Source organism: Blautia sp. MSK18_10, assembly GCF_020553185.1.
In the GTDB taxonomy this organism is placed as follows: Bacteria; Bacillota; Clostridia; order Lachnospirales; family Lachnospiraceae; genus Blautia_A; species Blautia_A wexlerae.
The window spans coordinates 1-22,383 of the sequence record NZ_JAJCGT010000034.1; the positions used below are offsets into that span (position 1 = coordinate 1).

A 22,383-nucleotide genomic window follows, 5' to 3' on the forward strand; every position below is an offset into this window, starting at 1 on the left:
ACTCCCGGAGGACTTCTTCGCCGTACTTATCAATCATCCGTACCAGAAAATCAATGCACCGCTCAAATTCAATATTCTGTTGCATAAGCTCCTCCCGTCATTGTTTTAATCTGAGCTTATTTTACAGAACCTACCGGAAAACCACATTGAATAGAAATTGATTTTAAATTGACACAATCAATTTAAAAATATCCGCATTTTCTTGATCAGGAGTTATATCCACAGATTGGATTTTGCATTGGAAAAAATCTATCCGGTCTTTTAACAAAATAAGCATAATTTACGGCGGGCAACTTGCCCGCCGTTATATTCAACTATTCGTCAAATAAATATATGCATCTTCCAAAGTGATATCATTATCCAGGACACAATTCTCATTTGGCTTTCCTTTGCTTAATACTTTCATATGAATTCCATTTTCTACATACTGCTTAGATGATATAGAATAATTGGCTTCTAACAAACGGGCTTCTTCTGCATTTTGTACCGTACAATTCCAAACACAGCCCTTTGCATTTTCCAGCAACCCACTCACGCTTCCAGAATATAAAAAACTTCCCTTTTTCATAATGGCAAGCTGTGTACAGGTTGCTGCTAAATCTTCTACTACATGAGTGGAAAACAGCACAGTTCTATCCTTTGAAAAATCAACCAAAAGATTGCGGATCCTGATTCTTTCTTCCGGATCTAACCCGGTGGTAGGTTCATCAATAATCAAAAAATCCGGATTATTAAGAAGTGCCTGTATGAGTCCGACACGTCTCTTCATACCACCAGATAATTGCCGCATTTTTTTATCCTGATGCTCTGTAAGAGAAGTCTTTTCCAGATAATAGGTAATTCTTTGTTCGAGGTCATTTCTGGCTACTCCTGACAGTCCCCCCATATATACAAGACATTCTTTCACCGTAAGATTCGGATATAAGTCGATTTCCTGTGGAAGATAACCAATCTTTTTCTGTATTTTCTCATAATTTCCCTCGTTATACAGAATTCCATCAAGGGAAACCATTCCTTCCGTTTGTTTTAAAACAGTTGTAAGAACCCTCATCAAAGTGGTTTTTCCGGCACCATTCTCACCCAAAAGTCCGTAAATTCCCTTAGGTATTTCAAGAGATGCCTTATTTACTGCAACTACACCATTTTTAAATCTAACTGTTAAATCATTTATTCTAATACTCATAATCTATCCTCTTTTCTTTAAAGTCATTGGTAATACTGCAAATAAAAACAGCCCCGCTATAAAAGACACAAGCGTTCCATAAATCCAACTCTCGGACATTAATTGAGTAGGTTCACAAAAGCTGAAAGAAAACAATCCCAGATTTCCGAAAAATGAACTTCCCGCTTTTGATATAAGTCCAATGACAATTCCAAATAAACATCCAATACCTGCCCACATATTTCGAAGCAATGTACACAAAATCACAGAGCATATACTCCAAAGCCAGATAGTTCCAAACATTGCAATGAAATATAAAAGAAATATCTGAATACCCGAAATGCCTTCGTTTACACTGCCCGGTTTTTGCCAGTAAAACAAAACATATCCAACACAAGAAAGTATTAATAAATATAATATTTGAACGCCCACTCTCTGCGATATTACTTTTAACTGCTTTTTTTGATCATACAAATGAAATACATCGGCACGCTTACTTTTTACTTCCATCAAATATGTGTCACTACAAAAAATAATTGTTAAAAATGCTATTGGAGACTGAATTGCTGAACCGATTTCTTCATAGTATATAATCGGATGAATAACACACAATATCAGTATAAATGCACATGAATAAAAAATCTTATATAACGACAGGCAGTTTTTTAGTTCCGTTTTCAATGAACCCTCCTCCTTTTCCAGATTGTAACAGAAATACATACTAATATAACTGATGAAATTACAAGAATAATCTGATTTATGTTTGACATTTTGGCTGCATGTGTTTCAAAAAATCTGCCAGGGAATCGCACCATAATAGAGAACGGTCTCATATAATAAATATCATTCTTCATGGTCAGCATATTTGAATATATAATGTGCAAAAACAAGATTGGTGCTGCCGGAAGCGGATTTTTAAATATTACTGCTGTAATTGTATAGACACAACATATCATCAAAATATTCGGAATAATATAGATCAGAGAATTCACGCAAAAATCAATTGGTGTTACTGGAAAGCCCGATTCTAAAGACGTTTTCAAACACAGCATAAAGAATATAACATTCAAAATCACTAATACTCCCAGCATACTAATGAATCCGCTTATTACTTTCCCACATATATATTGGACTGCCGTAACAGGCTTTGTATGTAATAATTCATAGGTACTTTTTCGTGTATCCTGAATAAATAAAAATGATAGCAAGACTGTTGCAAAAAAGGCCATATGCAATCCTGCAAAATCCGTAAATTTTTTGGCAAAGTACCAGGAAAAAGAATGTTCGGATAATTTCCGCTCGATATAATGATTGATTTCTTCTGCTGTCCCCTTATGAATTTCAAGGTCCTCATAAGCATATATTGCATTATAATAGCCATATTGGGATTCCAAAAACTCAGAAGCAGTCTTTACATCCATATTCTGAATTTCTTTCATTACATGATCTGCTTCCTGCCTGCTAAATCCAAAACCATTTTTGGAGGTGTCCATTAGCGTCTCTTTGATCGTATCTTCCCACTCCCTTCTTCTTTCTTTATCATCAGATGTGGGAATGTACCCATCCATGACATCAGCATCTTCCAATGCTACGTCATTTTGTGTGATCTGTTCATTCTGTTTGATATAATGAATTTGCAAATACGATGACAGACATTGATACATACTGGTAACTATAATAATCAAGCCAATCCACAAAACAGGGTTCTTTAAATAATCAAGTATACTTCTTTTTATGATTGTTTTCATTGTATCTCTTCCTTTCTTTATTTCTTTAACGACATCATACAAATCAATTCTCAATAAATTCACAACAAAAAAGACTAAAACCACTTTATTTGTGATTTCAGCCTTATAAAGTATTTTTATTCAGCTTTGAAAAGAGCTTCTACATGAGCACCGCCCTGTCTGACATTATATATTTTCAAATTTCCTCCATGCTTTTCACAGAAAATACGAGAAATATACATACCAAGACCAAAATGCTTTAAATCATCTTGTAGATTCTTATGATAAAATGGCTCTGTTACTTTTTCCTCAGTATCCACGAATCCTATTCCATCATCTTCAACAGAAATTATAAGAAAACCATCCTTTTTCTTTATTTGCAAAGCAATACTTTTTTGTGCATATCGAACCGCATTTTCCAGTAAGTTGTCTGTCACTTCCATGACAAGTTCCTCATCCACTTTCACAATGTTTTGTTCCTGCGCTCTTTCTACCTTACATAATTTACTTTCCTTCTTGGACAGCATGGCAGCTTCTGCCTCAATCTTTTTTTCCAGTTCCGATAATTCTATCTCTGAGCATTGCAGTTCCCTCTGTTCTAAATGGGACATTTTTCTCATGTTTTCCGTAAAATGCTCTATACGGTCAATCTGATACATGCCTGTTTGTAAGATATCAATAACATCCTCTGTTTTTATACTCTCAGCAGAAACAAACTCTAAGAGCATTTCCTGATACCCACGCAATATGGAAAGTGGAGAACGTATATCATGTGCAATTGCATTCCGCAAAGCCTTCTCGTCATCAATCATTCGCCACATCTTTCTGTTGTTATCTGCTAAAGCACTTCGCATCATTTCAAATTCTTTACACAAAGTTCCCATCTCATCTTTATTTTCATAGGACACATGAAAATCCAGTTCATTATCCGCAATCATTTGCGAGGCATCTTTTAGTTCCTGTAGAGGTGTCTTTAACTTATTTTTATAAAAAAAGAATACCGCAGCAACACTCCCAACAATCGAAAAAATCAGTACCGAATATGTTTCCATAAAGTCACACATTTCCGAAAGATGATAGTCCAAACGATTCATCTGCGATTGATTAGGTCTTGATATCTCAATCTCGTATTTCTTTCCATATTGCTGAAACACGTCCGTATAATCTGCATAATCAATATATTTTTCCCATATTTTATTCTGCATATTTCTTGCAAAATGAACTGTAAATCCAGATAACAGAAATGCTGCCGTTAAGCTGATCACAAAATAAAGCAGAATTGTTTTTTTCAGTGACAAGTTTCTTATTTTTTCCATCGGTATCCAATCCCCCATACAGTTTCTATGTATTCTTTTTCTGAATAATCCGCTATTTTTTTCCTTATACGCCGTACTAACTCCGTTATCGTTCTACTGTCCCCTTCCGCATCATATCCACAGACTTGTTCATATATACGTTCTTTATCAAACACCTGCCCCGGATGCATGGATAAGAATTCTATAATCTGATATTCAATTTTTGTGAACTCCATCCTGTGTCCGGCTATAGCTACTATTTTTTCAGAATAATCAATCAGCATTTCATCCATGAAACGGTATTCCGTTTTTTGTTGATGCCTTTCTTCTCTCTTTATGTTTGTAACAATCCTCGCTTCCAACTCCCGAAGACTAAATGGTTTCGTAATATAATCATCCCCACCTGAAAGCAACCCATTAATTTTATCATCTTCGTCAACTCTTGCTGTCAGAAATAAAATTGGACATAACACTTTACTGCGTATCAGACGACATACTTCAATCCCATCCATGCGTGGCATATTGATATCCAATAAAATAATATCCGGTTTCATTTTTATTTTATTTAATGCTTCCATTCCATCTGTAGCCGTAATAGTTTCATATTGTTTCATATTAAAATAACTACAAAGCATTTTCACCAATTCTTTATCATCATCAACAACTAAAATCTTGTATTTCATCCAAACCACCTCCAGTATCCATATTATACGATAAAAAACAATGAAATCACAACAAGAGTACATGAAGAACGTAAGCACAATATATCTTTTTTCTCAATTCCTGCTCAATTTCCCCTCAATGTCTTTTACCTCCGATCTTCGTATGCTTATCTCACAGCAGAGCAGTACCACAACGGTACGACCTGCTGAATCAATCAATACGAAAACGGAGGTATTTTTTATGCAAGAACTCAGAAACACAAAAATCATTGCTGTAGATCATGGCTACGGCAATATGAAAACAGCAAACACCGTCACCCCAACCGGCATCAAAGCCTATGAAACTGAACCAATCTTCACCGGGAATATTCTGGAATACAACGGCATTTACTACCGGATCGGCAAAGGACACAAAGAATTTATCCCGGATAAAGCTATGGACGAAGAATATTATCTTCTGACACTAATGGCTATGTAAAAAAAGAGAAAGCCAGTATTTTTAATCCCATCCAGCATATAAAATTGAATCAGCAGCTTACCACTGTTACCGAAGAAATTGAAGAACTGAAATCAAGGAAAGAGCAGCTAATCTTCCAGGCAGAATGCTCTACCGATAAAGATATGACGAATCTATCCAAGAAATACGACCAGATGAATAACAATCTTGATATCCTAGATTCTCAGGACATCTCGCTCAAAAAACAGCTTGAAAAAGATGCTGCCGCTTTCCGGGAAGAAAAATTTCGTCCTGAACCTGAACAGTATACAGAATTGCTGGACACCAGAATCCAGATACGTCCTGATTTTCGGGATAAGCTGATCGAACAGCTCAAAGGTACTTTCGGTAAATATTATGACTATCACCGACGTGATATTGCAGCCAATGAGGTGGATTATCTCAATGCGGAAGATCCTGATGTTTTCTCTCATCGTGCATGGGAACTTGAATATCAGAGAAAACAAGAAATGCGGCGAAATCAGCCTGCTCGAACTAAGAAAAAGTCATATGATATGGAATTGTAACCGTCTTTGAATAGATAATATGTTCTTACAAATCTCTTGTTCAAAAATGAGTTTTTCCCAAAAAAGCGTATGGATTTAAAACTTCCATACGCCTTTTTATATTCTACTCTTCAAATTATCTAAAAGTTGACTAAAAATATATCACCGTTCATACGATGCAATAATTTCTTTGCTATCTGCTGTTTTATAATCAATTGTTCCCAAATTACCAATCAAGTCAAATGTCATATCTGCATTAACCTGCAATTCATCTTCAAGTTTGGCTGCAGACGGCTCATCTTTTAGAAAAACTGTTAATCCATAAGGCTCTGTTTCAGACTGTATCTCTATACTGTCATATGAGTATCCCGCCGGATACTCTTGACCACTTACAATATTTATAACATTTGAAGAATCTCCTACATAATCTGTCTTATACTGCGATAAATCAGGAATTTCGTACAGTTTTTCTTTTTTTCCACACGCCGAAATCAACATTATTGACATGGCGATTAACATAATTGCAAGTACTTTTTTCTTCATAGAAACACCTCCCGAAAGCTTTATTCAACACTTTTCGATTTGAGTAAAAGGCCAAGGGACTTTAATGTCCCTTATGCTTTTCTCTTTTCTTTCGCTGTTTCAGTTCAAACATTCGCTGCTCTTCTGCCTCTTTTTTCTTGCGTCTTTTCTCTTTGCGTTCCTGCTTGTTCTGTTCCTGTTGTAATTTCAACGCCTGTTGCGATTTTGTACCAATGCCTATTTCCAGCATCTGCTTCTTTGCTTCCCGCTGCATCCGTTTCGGATTTCTTTTGATATCCTTTACAACAGTTTCAACAACCGGACTGAATTTCAAACTGAAATAGCACTTTTGAATATATTCCTGTACTTCATAATCTTTTGGCTCTGCACCAAATGTTACCTTTGCCACAGATAGTTTACCATCTTCGATGCGTTCAAAGATTCCCACCCAAAACGGCTCTTCAAAAAATACTGTCAGCTTTCCATTTACTTTGTCCATAAGAATCCCTCCTAAAAATGATTGAACAAAGAATGGACAACCCGGAGGGGCAGGTTACTTACCCTATTTATATAGGACGGCCGGGCTACCTACCGGCTCTGGTACATCAAAGATGTACGTTGCGTTTTTATCTTTGCTTTTATAATCAAGCCATATGGCACGATTAACTTAATTCTGAAACTTCTAAGTTACTTTTTATGCTAAATAGCGAAACCATCACCTTTTGAGAAAAGGTTTATACTCCACTTAGGGAGATATCATTTAACTCACCATTTAAAAATCAATATCGGTATACTTATTTTTCAACTTGTAAAATGCTATTATTACGCTTGTATAATATTGCATCATCCAATCATACCATATTTCTTTGCTATAATCGTTCTTTTGATCTGCACGATTATGGCGAATATTATAACCATTAACTATACCAAAAATCAACTTATCATGTTCATTTTTAGGAACTTCATACTCAGCATTTAAAGTATCTTTTACTTCTTCACGTTCACTTTCCAAAATATCGGCAAGAATATTAATAGCTTTCTTTTTCTGTTCCAAATTGGCATCAAAACGATAATACATTTCTGTGGCTGTTGCTAATTGCTCATATACTGAATCGGGTAAATCAGAACCGTCATATTCTAACTGTTCACGCAACGCACCGTTAGGTATTTGCATTATAAATCCATTTGTCGGTTCAAGATAATATCCCTCTTTATATGCACGTAAGATATTATTAATTTGTTCAGCAAATTCTTCCTTTTGTGCTTCATTTTCAAACTGATCTATTTCATAGTTATAAACACCAATATGGTCGTATAAAATCTCAATCACTGAAAACAATGTCTGCTCATCATATTCTTCAAGATATTGCCAAATTGGCCAAACCTCTTTATCCTGTAAGCATGTTGCAAAATACACTTCCGGTGATGGCAACAAACTTGGTGGTAAAATCTGCTCCGAATCCTGCGTATAAGGAATTTGCCTCCACACTCCTCTTGTAGCCACTTCAAAATACTCTTTATCACAAAAATATTTATATACCTGTCCGAAATACTGTAATAACTCATCAAAATCTATCTGTAGTTGCTTTGTAAGTAAACCATGTCTTTCTGCGTAATATTTTTTCATATTTTTCTGTTCTCCTTATGTCAACTAAAAATTGCCTTGTTCATTTTTAATACTATTTTCCATTAATCTAATCAAATCATCAATGAATGCATTACAGATTTCCCCAAAGTCATAAGTCTTATATTCGCAGGCAAATTGATTTGCAATTACATTTCTTAATTCATCAACTTTCCTCATTTCTGTCCGTTCAATCTAATAGTATTATTTTACCATATCACTTGTTTTTTTACCATCTTCAAAAGAGCAATAGCAAAAAAGCTGATCAAGAATCATAACCTTCCAATATTTTCTCTCTCTGCATCTGTTCCATGTAAATAGATTGCTTTCCGGCACGCGAAAAAATTGTTTGTAGAAACGGTAAAAAGCTCCCGAAGGAGCTTTCCACGCTTTAAATATACACTAATTCTTTTAACACAATCTCTTCTGCTACATTTCGGATATTATTTACAGCCCTGACCCATTCCATCTGGTCACAAGCTTTCATTTCTTCCGTAATGCCTTCCTTTTCCATCATCTGACGCACTAGAATGTCCATTCTCTCCTGTGCTTCATCGTCCACAGCATTCAGATGTTCTGTCAATCTGTCTTCCAACATATACAGTGAATACATTGCCGGACGATACTCTTTCAGATATGTTTTCCGCATCATTCCATATTTCCCATAATGCGGTTCTTCATCTGTACTGACAAGATTCGGATAGTAAATTCCGTCTGCGCCAAGTGTGTAGGTTCCACCCATTTTTCAAATGTACTTTTCATGTGTTATTCCTCCTTGAAATCAGCGATGTCCTTAGATCATCGCATAATATTTCAGGGCAGCCTTGATAGCATCTTCTTTCTCTTTCGGGCATTGTGGAACTCTTGCATTTTCTGATTTTGGAAGATTATAGTTTTCTCCCACTTCAATTCCACATTTGCGTTTTACCTGAGAAATATATAAACTTGAAACCTTCAAGCCAGATTCTTTCAGCACATAATCCTTGATTTCCTGATAGGTTGCTTTCAACTCGGCACTGGTGGCATCCAGCTCATCCAGGTCTAAGTCGATCTCTATCGTGTCATCTGGCTTCTGTTGGGACAAAAGAACAACCGTCTCCACATGAACAGTCATCCCAAATTGATCAACCGGGCATACTTTTCTAAGCTCATATCCCCTCTCACACAGATACTTCAGATCCCTTGCCAACGTCGCACTGTCGCAACTTACATACACAATCCTATCCGGGTTCATCTCGACCATGGTCTCCAGCAGGGTTTCATCACAGCCTTTTCTTGGCGGATCTACGACGATGACATCTGCATAAACGCCATTTTTCTTATACTCTCTTGGCAGCACTTCTTCTGCCTTACCCACAAAGAACTCTGTATTCTCCAGGCCATTAAGTTTCGCATTTTCTTTCGCATTCTCTATAGCTGCAGGAACAATTTCCACACCACGGACAAATTTTGCTTTCTGTGCCAGGAACAGGGAAATGGTTCCGATCCCACAGTAGAGATCCCATACTGTCTCTTCCCCATGAAGATCTGCGTATTCCAGTGCCTTTGCATAAAGCTTCTGGGTCTGCATAGGATTTACCTGATAGAAAGACAGAGGAGAAATCTGATAGGAAATATCTCCGATCCTGTCTGTGATATATTCCTGACCCCAGAGCAGACGGATTTCCTCACCAAGGATTACATTGCTATGTTTCTTATTTACATTGATGGTGATGCTTGTCATTCCCGGAATCTCACACAGAGATTTTACAAGCTGTTCCTCTTTCGGAATCTTATTTCCGTTCAGGATCAGACAGACCATCACTTCTTTTGTGAAGTATCCGTAACGGATCAGGACATGGCGCACCAGCCCTTTGCCTGTTGCTTCATTATATGGTTCAATCCCGTATTTCTCCATATGTGCGATTACACAGTCCAGAACTTCTTTATTCTCAGCTACACCAAGTGCACAGTCACGGTTTTCGATAATGTTGTGGGTTCTTCCCGCATAGAAACCTGTAACGATTTTTCCCTCTTTATTTCTGCCTACAGGAAACTGTGCCTTATTTCTGTAATGAAAAAGTTCATCCATGCCAATGATCGGCTCCATGGGGATATCTGTAAAGCCACCGATACGTTCCAGATGTCCCTTCACCTTATTTGTCTTAAATACAAGCTGCTGATCATAGGAAAGTGCCTGAAGCTGGCATCCGCCACACTGGCGGGCAAATTCGCACTTGGGCTCAACTCTGTACGGAGATGGCTTCAGCACCTCCATAAGACGTCCGTAACCATAATTTTTCTTTGCTTTTATAATTTTGGCTGTTACTGTATCTCCGATCACTGCGTCCTTGACAAAAACGGTGAAGCCATCGGCTTTTCCGATACCTTCACCGTCAATTCCGCAATCTTCTATCTCTAACGTAACAAGATCGTTCTTACGAAATTCCATAAAGATTACACCTCATCTGTTCTTCTTAAGTTGGATTCAAACAATTTATTATATCCAAGCCATTCTTTTTTGCTCTTGTTTGCTGCAAAAATCTCTGTGATGGTTTCCATTCTTGCATCTGTATTATCTGCAAGATTGAGGGCTACGGCCTCCACCAGTGCAGGTTTTTTCGGGGAACCATATTCCAGTTCTCCATGGTGGGACAGGATACAATGGATCAGTTCATTCTTAAGCACCTCCGGAAATTCCGGTATCTGGCGCGCAAGATCATTGATCATCTGCGCTCCCATATAAATATGTCCCAGAAGCTGACCTTCATCTGTATAATCATTTAACGGAAATGCAGATAATTCTTTTGTCTTTCCGATATCATGAAGAAGTGATGCTGTGATCAGTAAATCCCTGTTGATGACCGGGTATGCCTTTGACATATAATCGCAGAGTCTGGTCACTCCCAGAGTATGCTCCATCAGACCGCCGATAAATCCGTGATGTACTGTCTTCGCTGCAGAATGTCCTTCAAACGCTTTCACAAAAGCTTCATCTTCCACAAATAATTTCTTCAGAAGTGCAGACAGATAAGTATTCTCCACACTGTCAATAAATGCTCTCAGCTGGCTGTACATATCATCTGTGCTGTTCTCACTTACAGGAAGATAATCTGCCGGGTCATATTCATCTTCGGCAGCCTTGCGCACACGCTTGATATTCAACTGCATAGCCCCTGCAAAGCTGGTCACATCTCCCACAACATCAATATAATCCAGGGCATCGAAATCATCAATTCCCAGCGAATTTGGATCCCAGATCTTGCCATCCATGATTCCGGTTTTATCCTGGAGGATAATATTCTCATAGGGTTTTCCATTCTTCGTTACCGCAGACTGTTTCTGCTTGCACAGATAAATCCCATTAATTCTGTCTCCCTCATGTAACTCATTTAAAAAACGCATAAAGCCTGCCTCTCTATCCTTTATTTTTAGTATTATAACAATTCCACAAGAAAGAATCCCGCTTGCAGGATTCTCCGCCTGTCACTATCTCTCTCCAACTGTTACCTTATAATCTTTCTCCGCATACTCACCATCGGAATTTTTGCGAAGAACCGTTATGGTAAGATTTTCTCCCTGCTTTTTTGTCTGAAGATATGTATAATAAGACTGCATACTCTCTGTGGGAGTTCCATCAATCTTACTTATGATATCTCCACACTGTATCCCTGCCTTCATCGCAGGAGATTCTTCTTGTGTACGCTCCACGTAAAGTCCCTGATCAATTCCCAGTTTTCTACATTGTGCCTGAGTTATCTCTGTTCCATAAATACCTGTATATCTGATTGTCTCTTTGTTAGCCAAATGTTCTACCAACGGAAGAATCTGCGAAATGGAAACTGCATGAATATTATCTCCATCGTTTTCATTCTTCTTCAGTATCATACCTGCCACATTTCCGTCAGAATCAAGCAGCACACCACTTCCATCTTCATTCCCCTGCACATCTGTAGCCAACACATTATACTCCGTATCCGCTACCGATAGTTTTTCAGAAACAGAAGTGATCATTCCATAAACCACCGCATCACTGTCACCGGCAGGACTTCCGATAGCAATTACTATATCGCTCTGTCCCAGTTTCTTTGTGTCTGTCAGATCAGATACCACGATACCTTCTCTTGTACTGTCATTGAGAAGATTTTTTCTCACAGTTGCAACTGCAAATCCGGAATCTGCATCTCCCCTGCATATCTCTCCCTGCACTGTCGAACCATCTGCAAAAGTCACCTGCAGTTCCTGCAGATTTTCCAGTTCTTCCTCATAGGTCAGGATATAAAATTGCGTCTCTGTTTCAAGAAAGACAAGACCTTCCGTATCTTCCTGCTGCAAATAAGAATTATTCAGCAAATCCTCATCCTTTGAAATTCCTCTCACGTTTACAAGAGATTTTCGGGATTTTTGGGAAACTTTCAGCACTTCCCTATACATCTCCTGACGCATTGCCAGAAGACTCTTCTCCTCTTTTTCAGAAACTGAAGCAACAGATTCCCTCTCTGTTGCCTGTTCTTCAGATATCGTCTCCGCTACATCCGATCCTGTCAGTTCGATTTTCTGCTGTGTATTCTCTTCTCTATCCGCCATAACCGGAAACACACTGGCAAAGGTTACGGCTGCGCAACCTCCAAACAAAACGCCACATCCTGCTATCATAAGCAGCCTGCGCAACAGACTGCCATTCTCTTTTGGCTGTTTTTTTACCGTTTCTTTTATAAACTGATATTCCTGTGTGTCCATTTTGTTTTTTTTCATACCTGATTCTCCTGCCGCACTCCATTCAGGATAACTGCCCAGTGTCATACAAAACAGCAATCTGCCAAACAGTTACCATTCAGGTTCAATATCGCTTGTATTCAAACAAATTATATCGTAACAATCTACACATTATTTTAACAAAAAGATATGAATTTTTTATGAATATACTATAAGTAATTTCCCACAGTACAAAAAAGAAGCTCCTACTGAAACACTTATCGTATCAGCGAAACACTGCAACTCAGGTTATTATGATGACACAAAAAAACGGCTTAAATGCACATATAATAGCATTCAAACCGTTTCTTATGCGGAAGATGGGACTTGAACCCACACGAGCGCAATGCTCACAAGATCCTTAGTCTTGCTCGTCTGCCAGTTCCGACACTTCCGCATATCGCATTTCTGTTATAAGTTTTACTTATTGTTGCGACAATTGGTACTATACCAAAAACTATATAAACTGTCAATAGCTTTTTTGAATTTTTTTTATTTTTTTGTAAAAACTATCATTTTTATGTATTTCTATCCTTTTTGCTTTCCATAGATTCCAAAATCATATATAATAGGAAAAGTATTTGTAACTGCTTATTTCACAGTAAGTTACTGTTCACTCCGTTCACAGTAACTTAGCCAAAATTCATTCCAGATTGCCTGCGGCAATGGAATTTTGGCTTGTATGTCTCGGGATTTTGGCATATTCATGCCAAAACACCTCGCGGGATAGTGATGTGTGAACAGTAACCACCGTTACACAGTTACAATTATTTTTTAGAATTGCTATAATCCCGGAGTACATTTCCATAACAGAAAATGCTATAATATCAGGGACAGCAAATTATAAAGATATCTATCAGGAGATTTAAACAGACAATGAATCAGAAAGCATATAAAGCACTTGAATATTATAAAATCATCAATATGCTGACAGACAAGGCTTCCTCTTCCATGGGAAAAGAAATCTGCCGGAAGCTGGAGCCATCCACAGATATTGATGAAATCCGACATATGCAGACTCAGACCAGAGATGCACTTACCCGTCTTTTCCAGAAAGGAAATATTTCCTTTGGCAGCGTCAAAGATGTGCGTGGTTCTCTGAAACGTCTGGAAATCGGAAGTTCTCTGGGGATTGGTGAACTTCTTGCCATCTGCAGCCTTCTTGAGAACACCAATCGTGTCAAAGCTTATTCCAGAAGTGAGCGCGGTGATTCTCTCCCGGACTCTCTGGACGGGATGTTCGAGGCACTGGAACCACTGACTCCTCTTACAACAGAGATCCGCAGATGCATCCTCTCAGAAGATGAGATCAGTGATGATGCAAGCAGCAACCTCCGCCAGATTCGAAGAAACATGAAGATTACCGGAGACAGGATCCATACACAGCTCTCCTCTCTTGTAAACGGAAGTGCCCGCAATTATCTGCAGGATTCCGTTATTACCATGAGAAACGGACGCTACTGCATTCCGGTCAAGGCAGAATACAAAGGACAGGTTCCGGGTATGGTACACGATCAGTCCTCCACAGGTTCTACTTTATTTATCGAACCTATGGCAATCGTAAAACTAAATAATGACATCCGCGAGCTGGAACTGGAAGAACAAAAAGAGATTGAAGTGATCCTTTCCACTCTGAGCCAGCAAACTGCAGAACAGACCGACTCTATCCGCGCAGATCTTAATATCATGGTACAGCTTGACGTTATTTTTGCCAGAGCATCCCTTGCCATGGATATGAATGCAACAGAACCAATCTTCAATGATGAAGGACGCATCCGTCTGAAACAGGCACGCCACCCTCTCATTGATAAGAAGAAAGCTGTTCCCATTGATATCCGTCTCGGCGATGATTTCGACTTGCTTGTTATCACCGGTCCGAACACCGGTGGTAAAACTGTATCTTTAAAGACTGTCGGACTTCTCACTCTCATGGGCCAGTCCGGTCTTCATATTCCCACACTGGACCGCTCAGAGCTTGCACTGTTTGAAGAAGTTTATGCTGATATCGGTGATGAACAGAGTATTGAACAGTCATTAAGTACATTCTCCTCACATATGACCAACGTGGTTTCTTTCCTGAAAAAGGCCAACCGTCACTCTCTTGTCCTTTTCGATGAGCTTGGTGCAGGTACAGATCCGACAGAGGGTGCTGCCCTTGCCATTGCGATCCTTTCCCATCTTCATGAACAGGGAATCCGCACTATGGCAACCACCCATTACAGTGAGCTGAAGGTATATGCACTCTCCACCTCAGGTGTAGAAAATGCCTGCTGCGAATTTGACGTGGAAACGCTCCGCCCGACCTACCGCCTGCTGATCGGTGTTCCCGGGAAAAGTAATGCATTCGCCATTTCTTCCAAGCTTGGACTTCCGGACTATATCATCGATAAGGCCAAAGAACAGATCAGTGAACAGGATGAGTCTTTCGAAGATGTTCTCAGTTCCCTGGAAAGCAGCCGTATAACTATTGAAAATGAACGCCGCGAGATTGAACAGTATAAACAGGAAATTGCCTCTCTGAAATCCGAAATGGAATCCAAGCAGGAGAAGTTGAACGAGCAGCGAGACCGCATCATCCGTCAGGCCAATGAGGAAGCTCATGCAGTTCTCCGCGAAGCCAAGGAATATGCAGACCAGACTATGAAGATGTTCCACAAATTCCAGAAAGACCATGTGGATCTCTCTGCTGTGGAAAAAGAACGCCAGAATCTGCGCAAACATATGAATAAAGCAGAGAAAGGCATGACTCAGAAAACTGCTGCAAAGAAACCGAAGAAGGAACTCACAGCCAAAGATATCTCCCTCGGAGATGCAGTTAAGGTTCTCAGCATGAATCTTAAGGGGACTGTCAGCAGCCGTCCGGACAACAAAGGTTTCCTCTTCGTTCAGATGGGTATCATCCGTTCCAAGGTTCACATCTCTGATCTGGAACTGATCGATGAAGCAGAGATCACCACACCAACCATGCAGCGTACAGGTGCAGGTAAAATCCGCATGTCAAAAGCAGCCCATGTATCCACAGAAATCAACCTGCTTGGCAAAACGGTAGATGAAGCAGTTGCAGAGCTTGACAAATATCTGGATGATGCTTATATCGCTCATCTGAAATCTGTCCGTATTGTTCATGGTAAAGGAACCGGTGCTCTGAGAAAAGGTGTACACAATTATCTGAAGCGCCAGAAGCATGTGGAATCCTTCCGCCTTGGAGAATTCGGCGAAGGAGATGCAGGTGTTACTATTGTAGAATTTAAGAAATAGGAGGGACCGCCATGGTTTCCAAACAGAAAATCCTTATTGTTGATGATGATAACAATATCGCAGAGCTTATTGCCCTGTATCTTACCAAAGAATGCTTCGAGACAAAAATCGTAAATGACGGAGAAGAAGCGTTAAGGGAATTTGCCTCCTTCCGCCCGGATCTGATCATTCTGGATCTGATGCTTCCGGGAATTGACGGTTATCAGGTATGTCGTGAAATCCGACATACCTCTGATGTTCCCATCATTATGCTTTCAGCAAAAGGCGAAACCTTTGACAAGGTTCTCGGACTTGAACTGGGTGCAGATGACTATATGATCAAACCCTTTGATTCCAAGGAACTGGTTGCCCGTGTACGTGCTGTCCTGCGCCGTTTCCAAGTTAAACAGCCATCGCCTTCTTCCAGTGAAAAATGTGTTACTTACCCGGATCTGACCGTTAATCTGACAAACTATGCAGTCACATACATGGGTCGTCAGGTTGATATGCCGCCAAAGGAACTGGAACTTCTCTATTTCCTTGCAGCATCACCAAACCAGGTATTTACCCGTGAACAGCTTCTGGATCACATCTGGGGTTATGAATACATCGGTGATACTCGTACTGTAGACGTTCATATCAAACGTCTTCGTGAAAAGATCAAAGACAATCCTCACTGGTCCATTGCCACCGTATGGGGAATCGGATACAAATTTGAGGTAAAAAATCCATGAAACAGCATCATCTTTCCACAAAATTCCTGAGATTTTATATTCTCATCGGGATTTTGGGATTTTTCCTCATAACCCTCGGCGGTTCTTATATGGTAGAAAAGCATCTGGAACACTCTTTAAGTGCCGCACTCTATACAGAAGCGCACAATATTGCATCTAACGAAGCAGTTAAAAGCAATATCTCTTCCAGTACAGTAGATACTCTTCAGGAACACTTATGTGCAATTTCCGATTTTCAGGATGCTGTATTGTGGATCATCAACAGTAATGGTGAAATCATTGTAAGTACACAGAAAAATATTGACGTCCGGGATCCAATCCCACTGGAAGAATTCGATGCTTCCAAATGGGGAAGCAACTATTATCAGATTGGAGAGTTTTATGGTTTCTTTAAAACAGATCATTTGAGTGTTATTGCCCCGATCACCTCTGATATGGAAACCAAAGGTTACGTGGCAATCCATTATTCGATGACAAACCTTTATCAGAGCCGAAGCAGTATTCTTTTTATCATGCAGGTAATCTTTCTCCTGTGCTATGCAGCCACCAGTCTTCTGCTCTGGGTTTACAGCCACTACATACGTAAGCCCCTGGCCAGGATCATGAAAGGTGCCAGTGAATATGCAGGAGGTAATCTTGCATATAAAATAGACGTTACTTCTGATGATGAAATGGGATATCTTGCCAAAACTCTGAATTATATGTCCGATGAACTGAACAAAAACGGAGAATACCAGCGTAAATTCATTGCAAATGTCTCTCATGATTTCCGTTCTCCTCTTACCTCCATCAAGGGATATGTCAATGCCATACTGGACGGTACCATCCCATATGAAATGCAGGAACGGTATCTGAAAATCATCGCTTTTGAATCTGAACGTCTTGAAAAACTCACCCGCAGTCTTCTGACTCTGAATGAACTGGATATGAAAAAACGGATGATGCACATCCAGCGTTTTGATATCAATGATACCATCAAAAACACAGCAGCTACATTTGAAGGCATCTGCACCAGCCACCAGATCCGCCTGGAGCTGCTTCTCTCCGGACATGAACTTTATGTCAGAGCTGATATGGAACAGATTCAGCAGGTCCTTTACAACCTTCTTGATAATGCCATTAAATTCAGCAATGATAATTCTTCTGTTCAGATTGAAACAACTGTAAAAAGTGGTAAGGTCTTTGTTTCTGTAAAAGATCACGGAACCGGCATTCCCAAAGAAAGTCTGGGCAAAATCTGGGATCGTTTCTACAAGATTGATGCTTCCCGCGGAAAGGACCGTAAAGGCACCGGACTCGGACTCTCTATAGTCAAAGAGATCATCAATGCACATAACCAGAATATTGATGTGATCAGTACAGAAGGTGTGGGAACCGAATTTATCTTTACTCTGGAGAAAACGAAATAAATTTCTTTCACTTGAAAAATATTGTCTTAAATATACCTGTAACAACCCTCTTACCTGGAGCGTGTCTGAGAGGACTGCTATAAAAAATACCGTAACAAAAGTATATATCATTTACTTTTATTACGGTATTTTTTTATTCTATGGCAATCCTCGTAAATAATGCATTTAAGACATTTCACCCACCTTAACTAAACGGTGTTCTCAGCATTCTGTCTTCATTTACGAGATAGATTCCTCTCGGTGTGATCCTGATTTCAGGAATCACAGGAAGTGCCATAAATGACAGGGTAATAAACGGATCAAATCCTTCTTTCACTCCCATCTCATGGGCCTTCGGAATCATTTTTGCAAGTGCTTCGTTTACACTCTCGTAGCCGGCATCGCTCATCAGTCCCATGACAGGAAGTGGTAAGGTTCCATAAATCTCTCCATTGCATACCAGAGTATAACCACCTTGCGTCCGCATCATTTCTTTTACAGCAATAGCCATATCACGATCATTATCTCCTACTACAATAATATTGTGGGAATCATGAGAAACACTGGAAGCAATGGCTCCGCCGCGGATTCCATAGCCTTTTATAATGCCCACTCCCATCTTGCCCGTATTCTTATGACGCTCAATCACTGCAATCTTCTGATATTCCCCGTCCGGAGCAAAATATTTCTCACCATCCGATTCTATCCATGGAACCTCTTCCAGAACATCCCTTGTCACAATCTGTTTCTCAAGCATCTGAATCACTCTTGCCTTTGTTCCCGGATGTTTCAGTTTCAGACGTTCCTCACTGAAACCTGATACATGAACTGTATTTTTCAGATATGGAGGACATGGTTTCAATTCTGCTTTCTCATCTTTAATGATCTTCTTACCACAATGATATACATCTACAACATTCAGATCTGCCACATTATCCAGAATAACAAAATCTGCCTGTCTTCCGGGTGCAATCATTCCAAGTCTGTATAAACCATAGCATCTTGCAGGCTGAATCGTCGCCATCTGCAGTGCTTTCTCAACCGGGAGTCCAAGCTGTACAGCCCGCTTCACATTATAATTGATATGCCCCTCTTTACGGATTTCTTCAATATGCTTATCATCAGTACAGAAGCAGAAACCTGACGTATCTGTATGGTGTTCCACAATCCCCTTCACAATAGCATCCAGATTTCTTGCAGCACTTCCCTCACGTATCAATACCTGCATTCCATTTCTTGCCTCAGCCATTGCATACTCATAATCCACACACTCATGATCTGTGTTAATTCCGCCAAGTACATATGCAGCCAGATCCCCAGGTGCCAGAAACGGTGCATGGCCATCCTTCACTCTGTCCTGAAACAGCTGGAGCTTTTCATGCATGGCAACACTTCCGTTAATCACAGAAGGCGCATCCATCACTTCACCAAGTCCCAGAATCCTCGGATGTTCCAGATATCCCTTCATCTTTCCTGCTGTAAGAATACACCCGTTATCATCCACATGGGTCGCCGGAACACAGGAAGGCATCATCACATATACATTCGCCGGTGCATTTTCTGTCTGATCCAGGATATAATCAATTCCATCCGTACCGGATACATTTGCAGACTCATGAGGATCTACAATAAATGTTGTAGTTCCACACTGTGCAGCCTGCCGGACCAGCTCACCCGGCGTCACCAGAGTAGATTCCAGATGCAGATGACTGTCGATAAATCCCGGACAGATTACTTTTCCTTCCAGATCAATCTCTGTCTCTCCTTCATATGTACCGACTCCGATCACAATTCCATCTGCAACAGCCACATCACCATCAATAAATTCTCCCGTACCAGAGCTGAACACACGCCCATTTTTAAACACCAACTCAGCCTTCTCAATACCTCTTGCCATCTGCGAATACCTGCGATACATCTCAAGTTCCATAAAAAAACCTCCCTTCGCTCCCTTGAAAGCCCTCCTGCGCCACACATTCATTATTACAGTAAAGCTTCCAATATATTATCATATTTACTTGTTTTTTCAGACTTTTTATTGTCCCAATCATTTTTTTCTATATATTTCATTATATATTATCATCTGTCTTTTTAATTTGCAACCTGTTTTTTCTTTACCAAAGCAACTTTCCATCAACTTTTAACGGCTTTACAAAAAGGCTGCCGGATATCTCCTGCAGCCTTTTCATATCACTTACATCTCTATATTTACATCATATAATCTTTGATCACATCATGATCTCTGAGTACTTTCTCGACCACAGTTCCCTTAACAGCTTTCAAAAGCGGTTTCTTCAGCATATCCAGTGGTCCCGGAAGTTCGATCTCCAGTGGAGATTTTCCATCCATCAGCTTCACACTGCTATCCAGTAATTCTCTGATATCATAAACACTGCCCCATACTTCCGGCACACCTCTGTCAACACCAAGAAGTCCATATACAGCCTCCATAGCAGTTCTTACGGAATATTCAGTAGTAAATACAGTATCTCTTGGTGTATCGGCAAACTGTCCAAGGAATGCGAAGTTTACACAGCCATCCGGAATAACATCAGGTCTGTCACCCTTTGTTCTCGGCATAAAGAATGCTGTAATATAAGGCATCATGGTCGGTACACAAACTGCACTGTTCTCAGCCATGTCTTCAATCTGGTCAACCGGAACGCCAAGATGATAGAGCCACTCTTCTGTGATTTCCTTACCTGTACACTCCTTCATAGGCTTCTTGATATAATCACCAGGTACATCTGTAAACAGACCATATACCCATACACAAACCTTGTCTTTATCCTGATCCTTGAACTGTCCCTGTCTGTTGATTGTCCAGCTTAATAACCAGCTAGAATCCTGACAGCTTACAATACCGCCTGTAACAACCTTGCCTGTTCTCGGATCACGTTTGCAGATATCTGTAATATAAGGAATGATCTTATCATCCAGAGTAGTCACTGTTGCTGACTCCCAATTTGTCTTAGCAATATCAGAACAGAATTTCTCAGGATGTCCGAAGGACGGATCCTGTTTTGCAATATTTTTCCAGAGGCTCCAGCATCCGCTTGTACGAACTTCTGCGTCTCCATTCGGTGCATGGTTTTGATCGCCGTAGATGGTTCCCTCTGTACAGCTTCCGTTTGTCACAAATACAAGATCATTCTCTGTAAGAACAATTCCCTTTTCTACGCCATTCACCTTACACTCGATTGCTTTTGCGATCTTCTTATTACCTTCAAACTCAAAGAGTACGTTTGTAACCTCTGTATTGAACTGGAATTCAACGCCTGCTTCTTCCAGATATTTCTGCATTGGCAGAATCAGGGATTCATACTGATTGTATTTAGTAAATTTCAGGGCGCTGAAATCCGGAAGTCCGGAAATGTGATGGATAAATCTCTGGAAGTACAGTTTCATTTCCAGTGCACTGTGCCAGTTCTCAAATGCGAACATGGTTCTCCAGTATAACCAGAATGTGGAATCAAATACTTCATCGTCAAATACATCTTCAATTGTCTTGTCATAAAGATCTTCATCCTTTGTCATGAACAGCTTCATGATCTCCATGCAGCCCTTCTGGCTCAGATTGAATTTACCGTCTGTATGAGCATCCTTGCCTCTCTCTTTTGTTGCACGACAGAGAGAATAGTTGGGGTCTTCCTTATTCAGCCAGTAATATTCATCAAGTACAGATACACCAGGTGTTTCAATGGATGGAATACTTCTGAAAAGATCCCATAAGCACTCGAAATGGTTTTCCATCTCACGTCCCCCACGCATCACATATCCACGACTCGGATCAAAGATACCGTCACATGCTCCGCCTGCAATATCCATTGCTTCCAAAATGTGGATATTCTTTCCGGGCATCTGTCCGTCACGTACAAGGAAACAGGCTGCTGCAAGAGAAGCCAGTCCGCTTCCTACGATATAAGCATGTTTATCATCTACGCCTTCCGGCTTTCTTGGACGTGCAAATGCTTCATAGTTACCGTTTGTATAATAAATTCCCTTACTGTTTTTCTCATATTTTCCACGTTCTGTATTGCGATATTCACTTGTATTATGAAGTGCGTCATAATCTTCTTTTTTCTTTGTCTCAGCTGTTTTATACTTCTTTCCTGCTGCCACTGCTGCCACGCCTGCTCCAACTGCCAATGCGGATACAAGTCCCAAACCTTTATTTTTACTCATAATACACATCCACCTTTCTTGATTTCTTCTTTAGAAGTTCTTTCAGATTCGTTATCCTGAATGCTTTTTACTCTCTGCTTTACCCATTTCCCGGCAACTCTTTTGCCTGCC

General features: G+C 39.9%; 16 protein-coding genes, 1 tRNA gene and 3 pseudogenes. 5 read left to right on the plus strand and 15 right to left on the minus strand.

Annotated elements, in window-relative coordinates:
* Positions 1-310: 310 nt before the first annotated feature.
* The 5 genes from LI074_RS12750 to LI074_RS12770 all read right to left on the minus strand — a co-directional run bounded on the left by LI074_RS12750 (position 311) and on the right by LI074_RS12770 (position 4,867).
* Positions 311-1,183, minus strand: a complete 873-nt coding sequence (locus tag LI074_RS12750; protein ID WP_173698205.1) for an ATP-binding cassette domain-containing protein — start codon at positions 1,181-1,183, stop codon at positions 311-313.
* A 3-nt stretch (positions 1,184-1,186) separates the two neighbouring features.
* Entirely contained in the window at positions 1,187-1,843 is a 657-nt protein-coding gene (locus LI074_RS12755; RefSeq protein WP_009245308.1) for a hypothetical protein, read from the minus strand.
* Positions 1,840-2,910, minus strand: coding sequence for an ABC transporter permease subunit (locus tag LI074_RS12760; RefSeq protein ID WP_144136944.1), 1,071 nt, complete (start codon positions 2,908-2,910; stop codon positions 1,840-1,842). Before LI074_RS12760 ends, LI074_RS12755 begins: the two co-directional genes overlap by 4 nt.
* Positions 2,911-3,026: 116 nt before the next feature.
* Entirely contained in the window at positions 3,027-4,205 is a 1,179-nt protein-coding gene (locus LI074_RS12765) for a sensor histidine kinase (protein WP_118408755.1), read from the minus strand.
* Positions 4,193-4,867: a response regulator transcription factor gene (locus LI074_RS12770; RefSeq protein ID WP_008705637.1), complete on the minus strand. Its 675-nt coding sequence runs from the start codon at positions 4,865-4,867 to the stop codon at positions 4,193-4,195. The genes LI074_RS12765 and LI074_RS12770 overlap by 13 nt, the downstream gene beginning before the upstream one ends.
* 40 nt (positions 4,868-4,907) lie before the next feature.
* On the opposite strand from LI074_RS12770, the pseudogene LI074_RS17975 reads away from it, so the two are divergent.
* Positions 4,908-5,321 (plus strand): annotated as a pseudogene (locus LI074_RS17975) (ParM/StbA family protein); the annotation flags it as partial.
* Positions 5,321-5,869 (plus strand): annotated as a pseudogene (locus LI074_RS12780) (MobQ family relaxase); the annotation flags it as partial. The pseudogenes LI074_RS17975 and LI074_RS12780, both read left to right, overlap by 1 nt.
* Positions 5,870-6,010: 141 nt before the next feature.
* On the opposite strand, the gene LI074_RS12785 reads toward LI074_RS12780, so the two are convergent.
* The 8 genes and pseudogenes from LI074_RS12785 to LI074_RS12820 form a co-directional block, all read right to left on the minus strand.
* The gene (locus LI074_RS12785) at positions 6,011-6,391 is read right to left on the minus strand and encodes a DUF4825 domain-containing protein (protein WP_008705641.1); all 381 of its coding nucleotides are present in this window, start codon (positions 6,389-6,391) and stop codon (positions 6,011-6,013) included.
* 61 nt (positions 6,392-6,452) lie between these two features.
* Complete coding sequence (locus tag LI074_RS12790) at positions 6,453-6,869, minus strand: YjdF family protein (RefSeq protein WP_008705642.1); 417 nt, start codon at positions 6,867-6,869, stop codon at positions 6,453-6,455.
* A 273-nt stretch (positions 6,870-7,142) separates the two neighbouring features.
* Positions 7,143-7,997, minus strand: a complete 855-nt coding sequence (locus tag LI074_RS12795) for a hypothetical protein (protein WP_008705643.1) — start codon at positions 7,995-7,997, stop codon at positions 7,143-7,145.
* A 388-nt stretch (positions 7,998-8,385) separates the two neighbouring features.
* A pseudogene (locus LI074_RS12800) lies at positions 8,386-8,756 on the minus strand (TnpV protein).
* Between the two features lie 31 nt (positions 8,757-8,787).
* Positions 8,788-10,425 (minus strand): 23S rRNA (uracil(1939)-C(5))-methyltransferase RlmD, encoded by a 1,638-nt coding sequence (gene rlmD / locus LI074_RS12805; protein WP_265107676.1) that lies wholly within the window; start codon positions 10,423-10,425, stop codon positions 8,788-8,790.
* A gap of 5 nt (positions 10,426-10,430) precedes the next feature.
* Complete coding sequence (locus tag LI074_RS12810) at positions 10,431-11,378, minus strand: 3'-5' exoribonuclease YhaM family protein (protein WP_022380962.1); 948 nt, start codon at positions 11,376-11,378, stop codon at positions 10,431-10,433.
* A gap of 84 nt (positions 11,379-11,462) precedes the next feature.
* The gene (locus LI074_RS12815) at positions 11,463-12,728 is read right to left on the minus strand and encodes a S1C family serine protease (protein WP_173744697.1); all 1,266 of its coding nucleotides are present in this window, start codon (positions 12,726-12,728) and stop codon (positions 11,463-11,465) included.
* Between the two features lie 312 nt (positions 12,729-13,040).
* Positions 13,041-13,125: transfer RNA gene (locus LI074_RS12820), tRNA-Leu, on the minus strand.
* Between the two features lie 479 nt (positions 13,126-13,604).
* Here LI074_RS12820 and LI074_RS12825 point away from each other — a divergent pair.
* The 3 genes from LI074_RS12825 to LI074_RS12835 are packed head-to-tail and all read left to right on the plus strand — an operon-like array spanning position 13,605 to position 18,108.
* On the plus strand, positions 13,605-15,986 hold the full coding sequence (locus tag LI074_RS12825; RefSeq protein WP_025579808.1) for an endonuclease MutS2: 2,382 nt from the start codon (positions 13,605-13,607) through the stop codon (positions 15,984-15,986).
* A gap of 11 nt (positions 15,987-15,997) precedes the next feature.
* Positions 15,998-16,699 (plus strand): response regulator transcription factor, encoded by a 702-nt coding sequence (locus LI074_RS12830; protein ID WP_008705651.1) that lies wholly within the window; start codon positions 15,998-16,000, stop codon positions 16,697-16,699.
* The gene (locus tag LI074_RS12835; RefSeq protein WP_119245766.1) at positions 16,696-18,108 is read left to right on the plus strand and encodes a sensor histidine kinase; all 1,413 of its coding nucleotides are present in this window, start codon (positions 16,696-16,698) and stop codon (positions 18,106-18,108) included. The genes LI074_RS12830 and LI074_RS12835 overlap by 4 nt, the downstream gene beginning before the upstream one ends.
* A 184-nt stretch (positions 18,109-18,292) precedes the next feature.
* Here the strand turns inward: LI074_RS12835 and ade are convergent, their stop codons facing one another.
* The gene (ade, locus tag LI074_RS12840) at positions 18,293-20,017 is read right to left on the minus strand and encodes an adenine deaminase (protein ID WP_119245765.1); all 1,725 of its coding nucleotides are present in this window, start codon (positions 20,015-20,017) and stop codon (positions 18,293-18,295) included.
* A 278-nt stretch (positions 20,018-20,295) separates the two neighbouring features.
* The gene (locus tag LI074_RS12845) at positions 20,296-22,272 is read right to left on the minus strand and encodes an oleate hydratase (RefSeq protein ID WP_022380386.1); all 1,977 of its coding nucleotides are present in this window, start codon (positions 22,270-22,272) and stop codon (positions 20,296-20,298) included.
* Between the last annotated feature and the right edge of the window lie 111 nt (positions 22,273-22,383).

What these genes read in the sequence shown, in the direction of transcription:
- LI074_RS12750 (WP_173698205.1), bottom strand. Translation starts at nt 1,183, where the DNA reads ATGAGTATTAGAATAAATGATTTAACAGTTAGATTTAAAAATGGTGTA.
- LI074_RS12760 (WP_144136944.1), bottom strand. Translation starts at nt 2,910, where the DNA reads ATGAAAACAATCATAAAAAGAAGTATACTTGATTATTTAAAGAACCCT.
- LI074_RS12765 (WP_118408755.1), bottom strand. Translation starts at nt 4,205, where the DNA reads ATGGAAAAAATAAGAAACTTGTCACTGAAAAAAACAATTCTGCTTTAT.
- LI074_RS12770 (WP_008705637.1), bottom strand. Translation starts at nt 4,867, where the DNA reads ATGAAATACAAGATTTTAGTTGTTGATGATGATAAAGAATTGGTGAAA.
- LI074_RS12785 (WP_008705641.1), bottom strand. Translation starts at nt 6,391, where the DNA reads ATGAAGAAAAAAGTACTTGCAATTATGTTAATCGCCATGTCAATAATG.
- LI074_RS12790 (WP_008705642.1), bottom strand. Translation starts at nt 6,869, where the DNA reads ATGGACAAAGTAAATGGAAAGCTGACAGTATTTTTTGAAGAGCCGTTT.
- LI074_RS12795 (WP_008705643.1), bottom strand. Translation starts at nt 7,997, where the DNA reads ATGAAAAAATATTACGCAGAAAGACATGGTTTACTTACAAAGCAACTA.
- rlmD (WP_265107676.1), bottom strand. Translation starts at nt 10,425, where the DNA reads ATGGAATTTCGTAAGAACGATCTTGTTACGTTAGAGATAGAAGATTGC.
- LI074_RS12810 (WP_022380962.1), bottom strand. Translation starts at nt 11,378, where the DNA reads ATGCGTTTTTTAAATGAGTTACATGAGGGAGACAGAATTAATGGGATT.
- LI074_RS12815 (WP_173744697.1), bottom strand. Translation starts at nt 12,728, where the DNA reads ATGAAAAAAAACAAAATGGACACACAGGAATATCAGTTTATAAAAGAA.
- LI074_RS12825 (WP_025579808.1), top strand. Translation starts at nt 13,605, where the DNA reads ATGAATCAGAAAGCATATAAAGCACTTGAATATTATAAAATCATCAAT.
- LI074_RS12830 (WP_008705651.1), top strand. Translation starts at nt 15,998, where the DNA reads ATGGTTTCCAAACAGAAAATCCTTATTGTTGATGATGATAACAATATC.
- LI074_RS12835 (WP_119245766.1), top strand. Translation starts at nt 16,696, where the DNA reads ATGAAACAGCATCATCTTTCCACAAAATTCCTGAGATTTTATATTCTC.
- ade (WP_119245765.1), bottom strand. Translation starts at nt 20,017, where the DNA reads ATGGAACTTGAGATGTATCGCAGGTATTCGCAGATGGCAAGAGGTATT.
- LI074_RS12845 (WP_022380386.1), bottom strand. Translation starts at nt 22,272, where the DNA reads ATGAGTAAAAATAAAGGTTTGGGACTTGTATCCGCATTGGCAGTTGGA.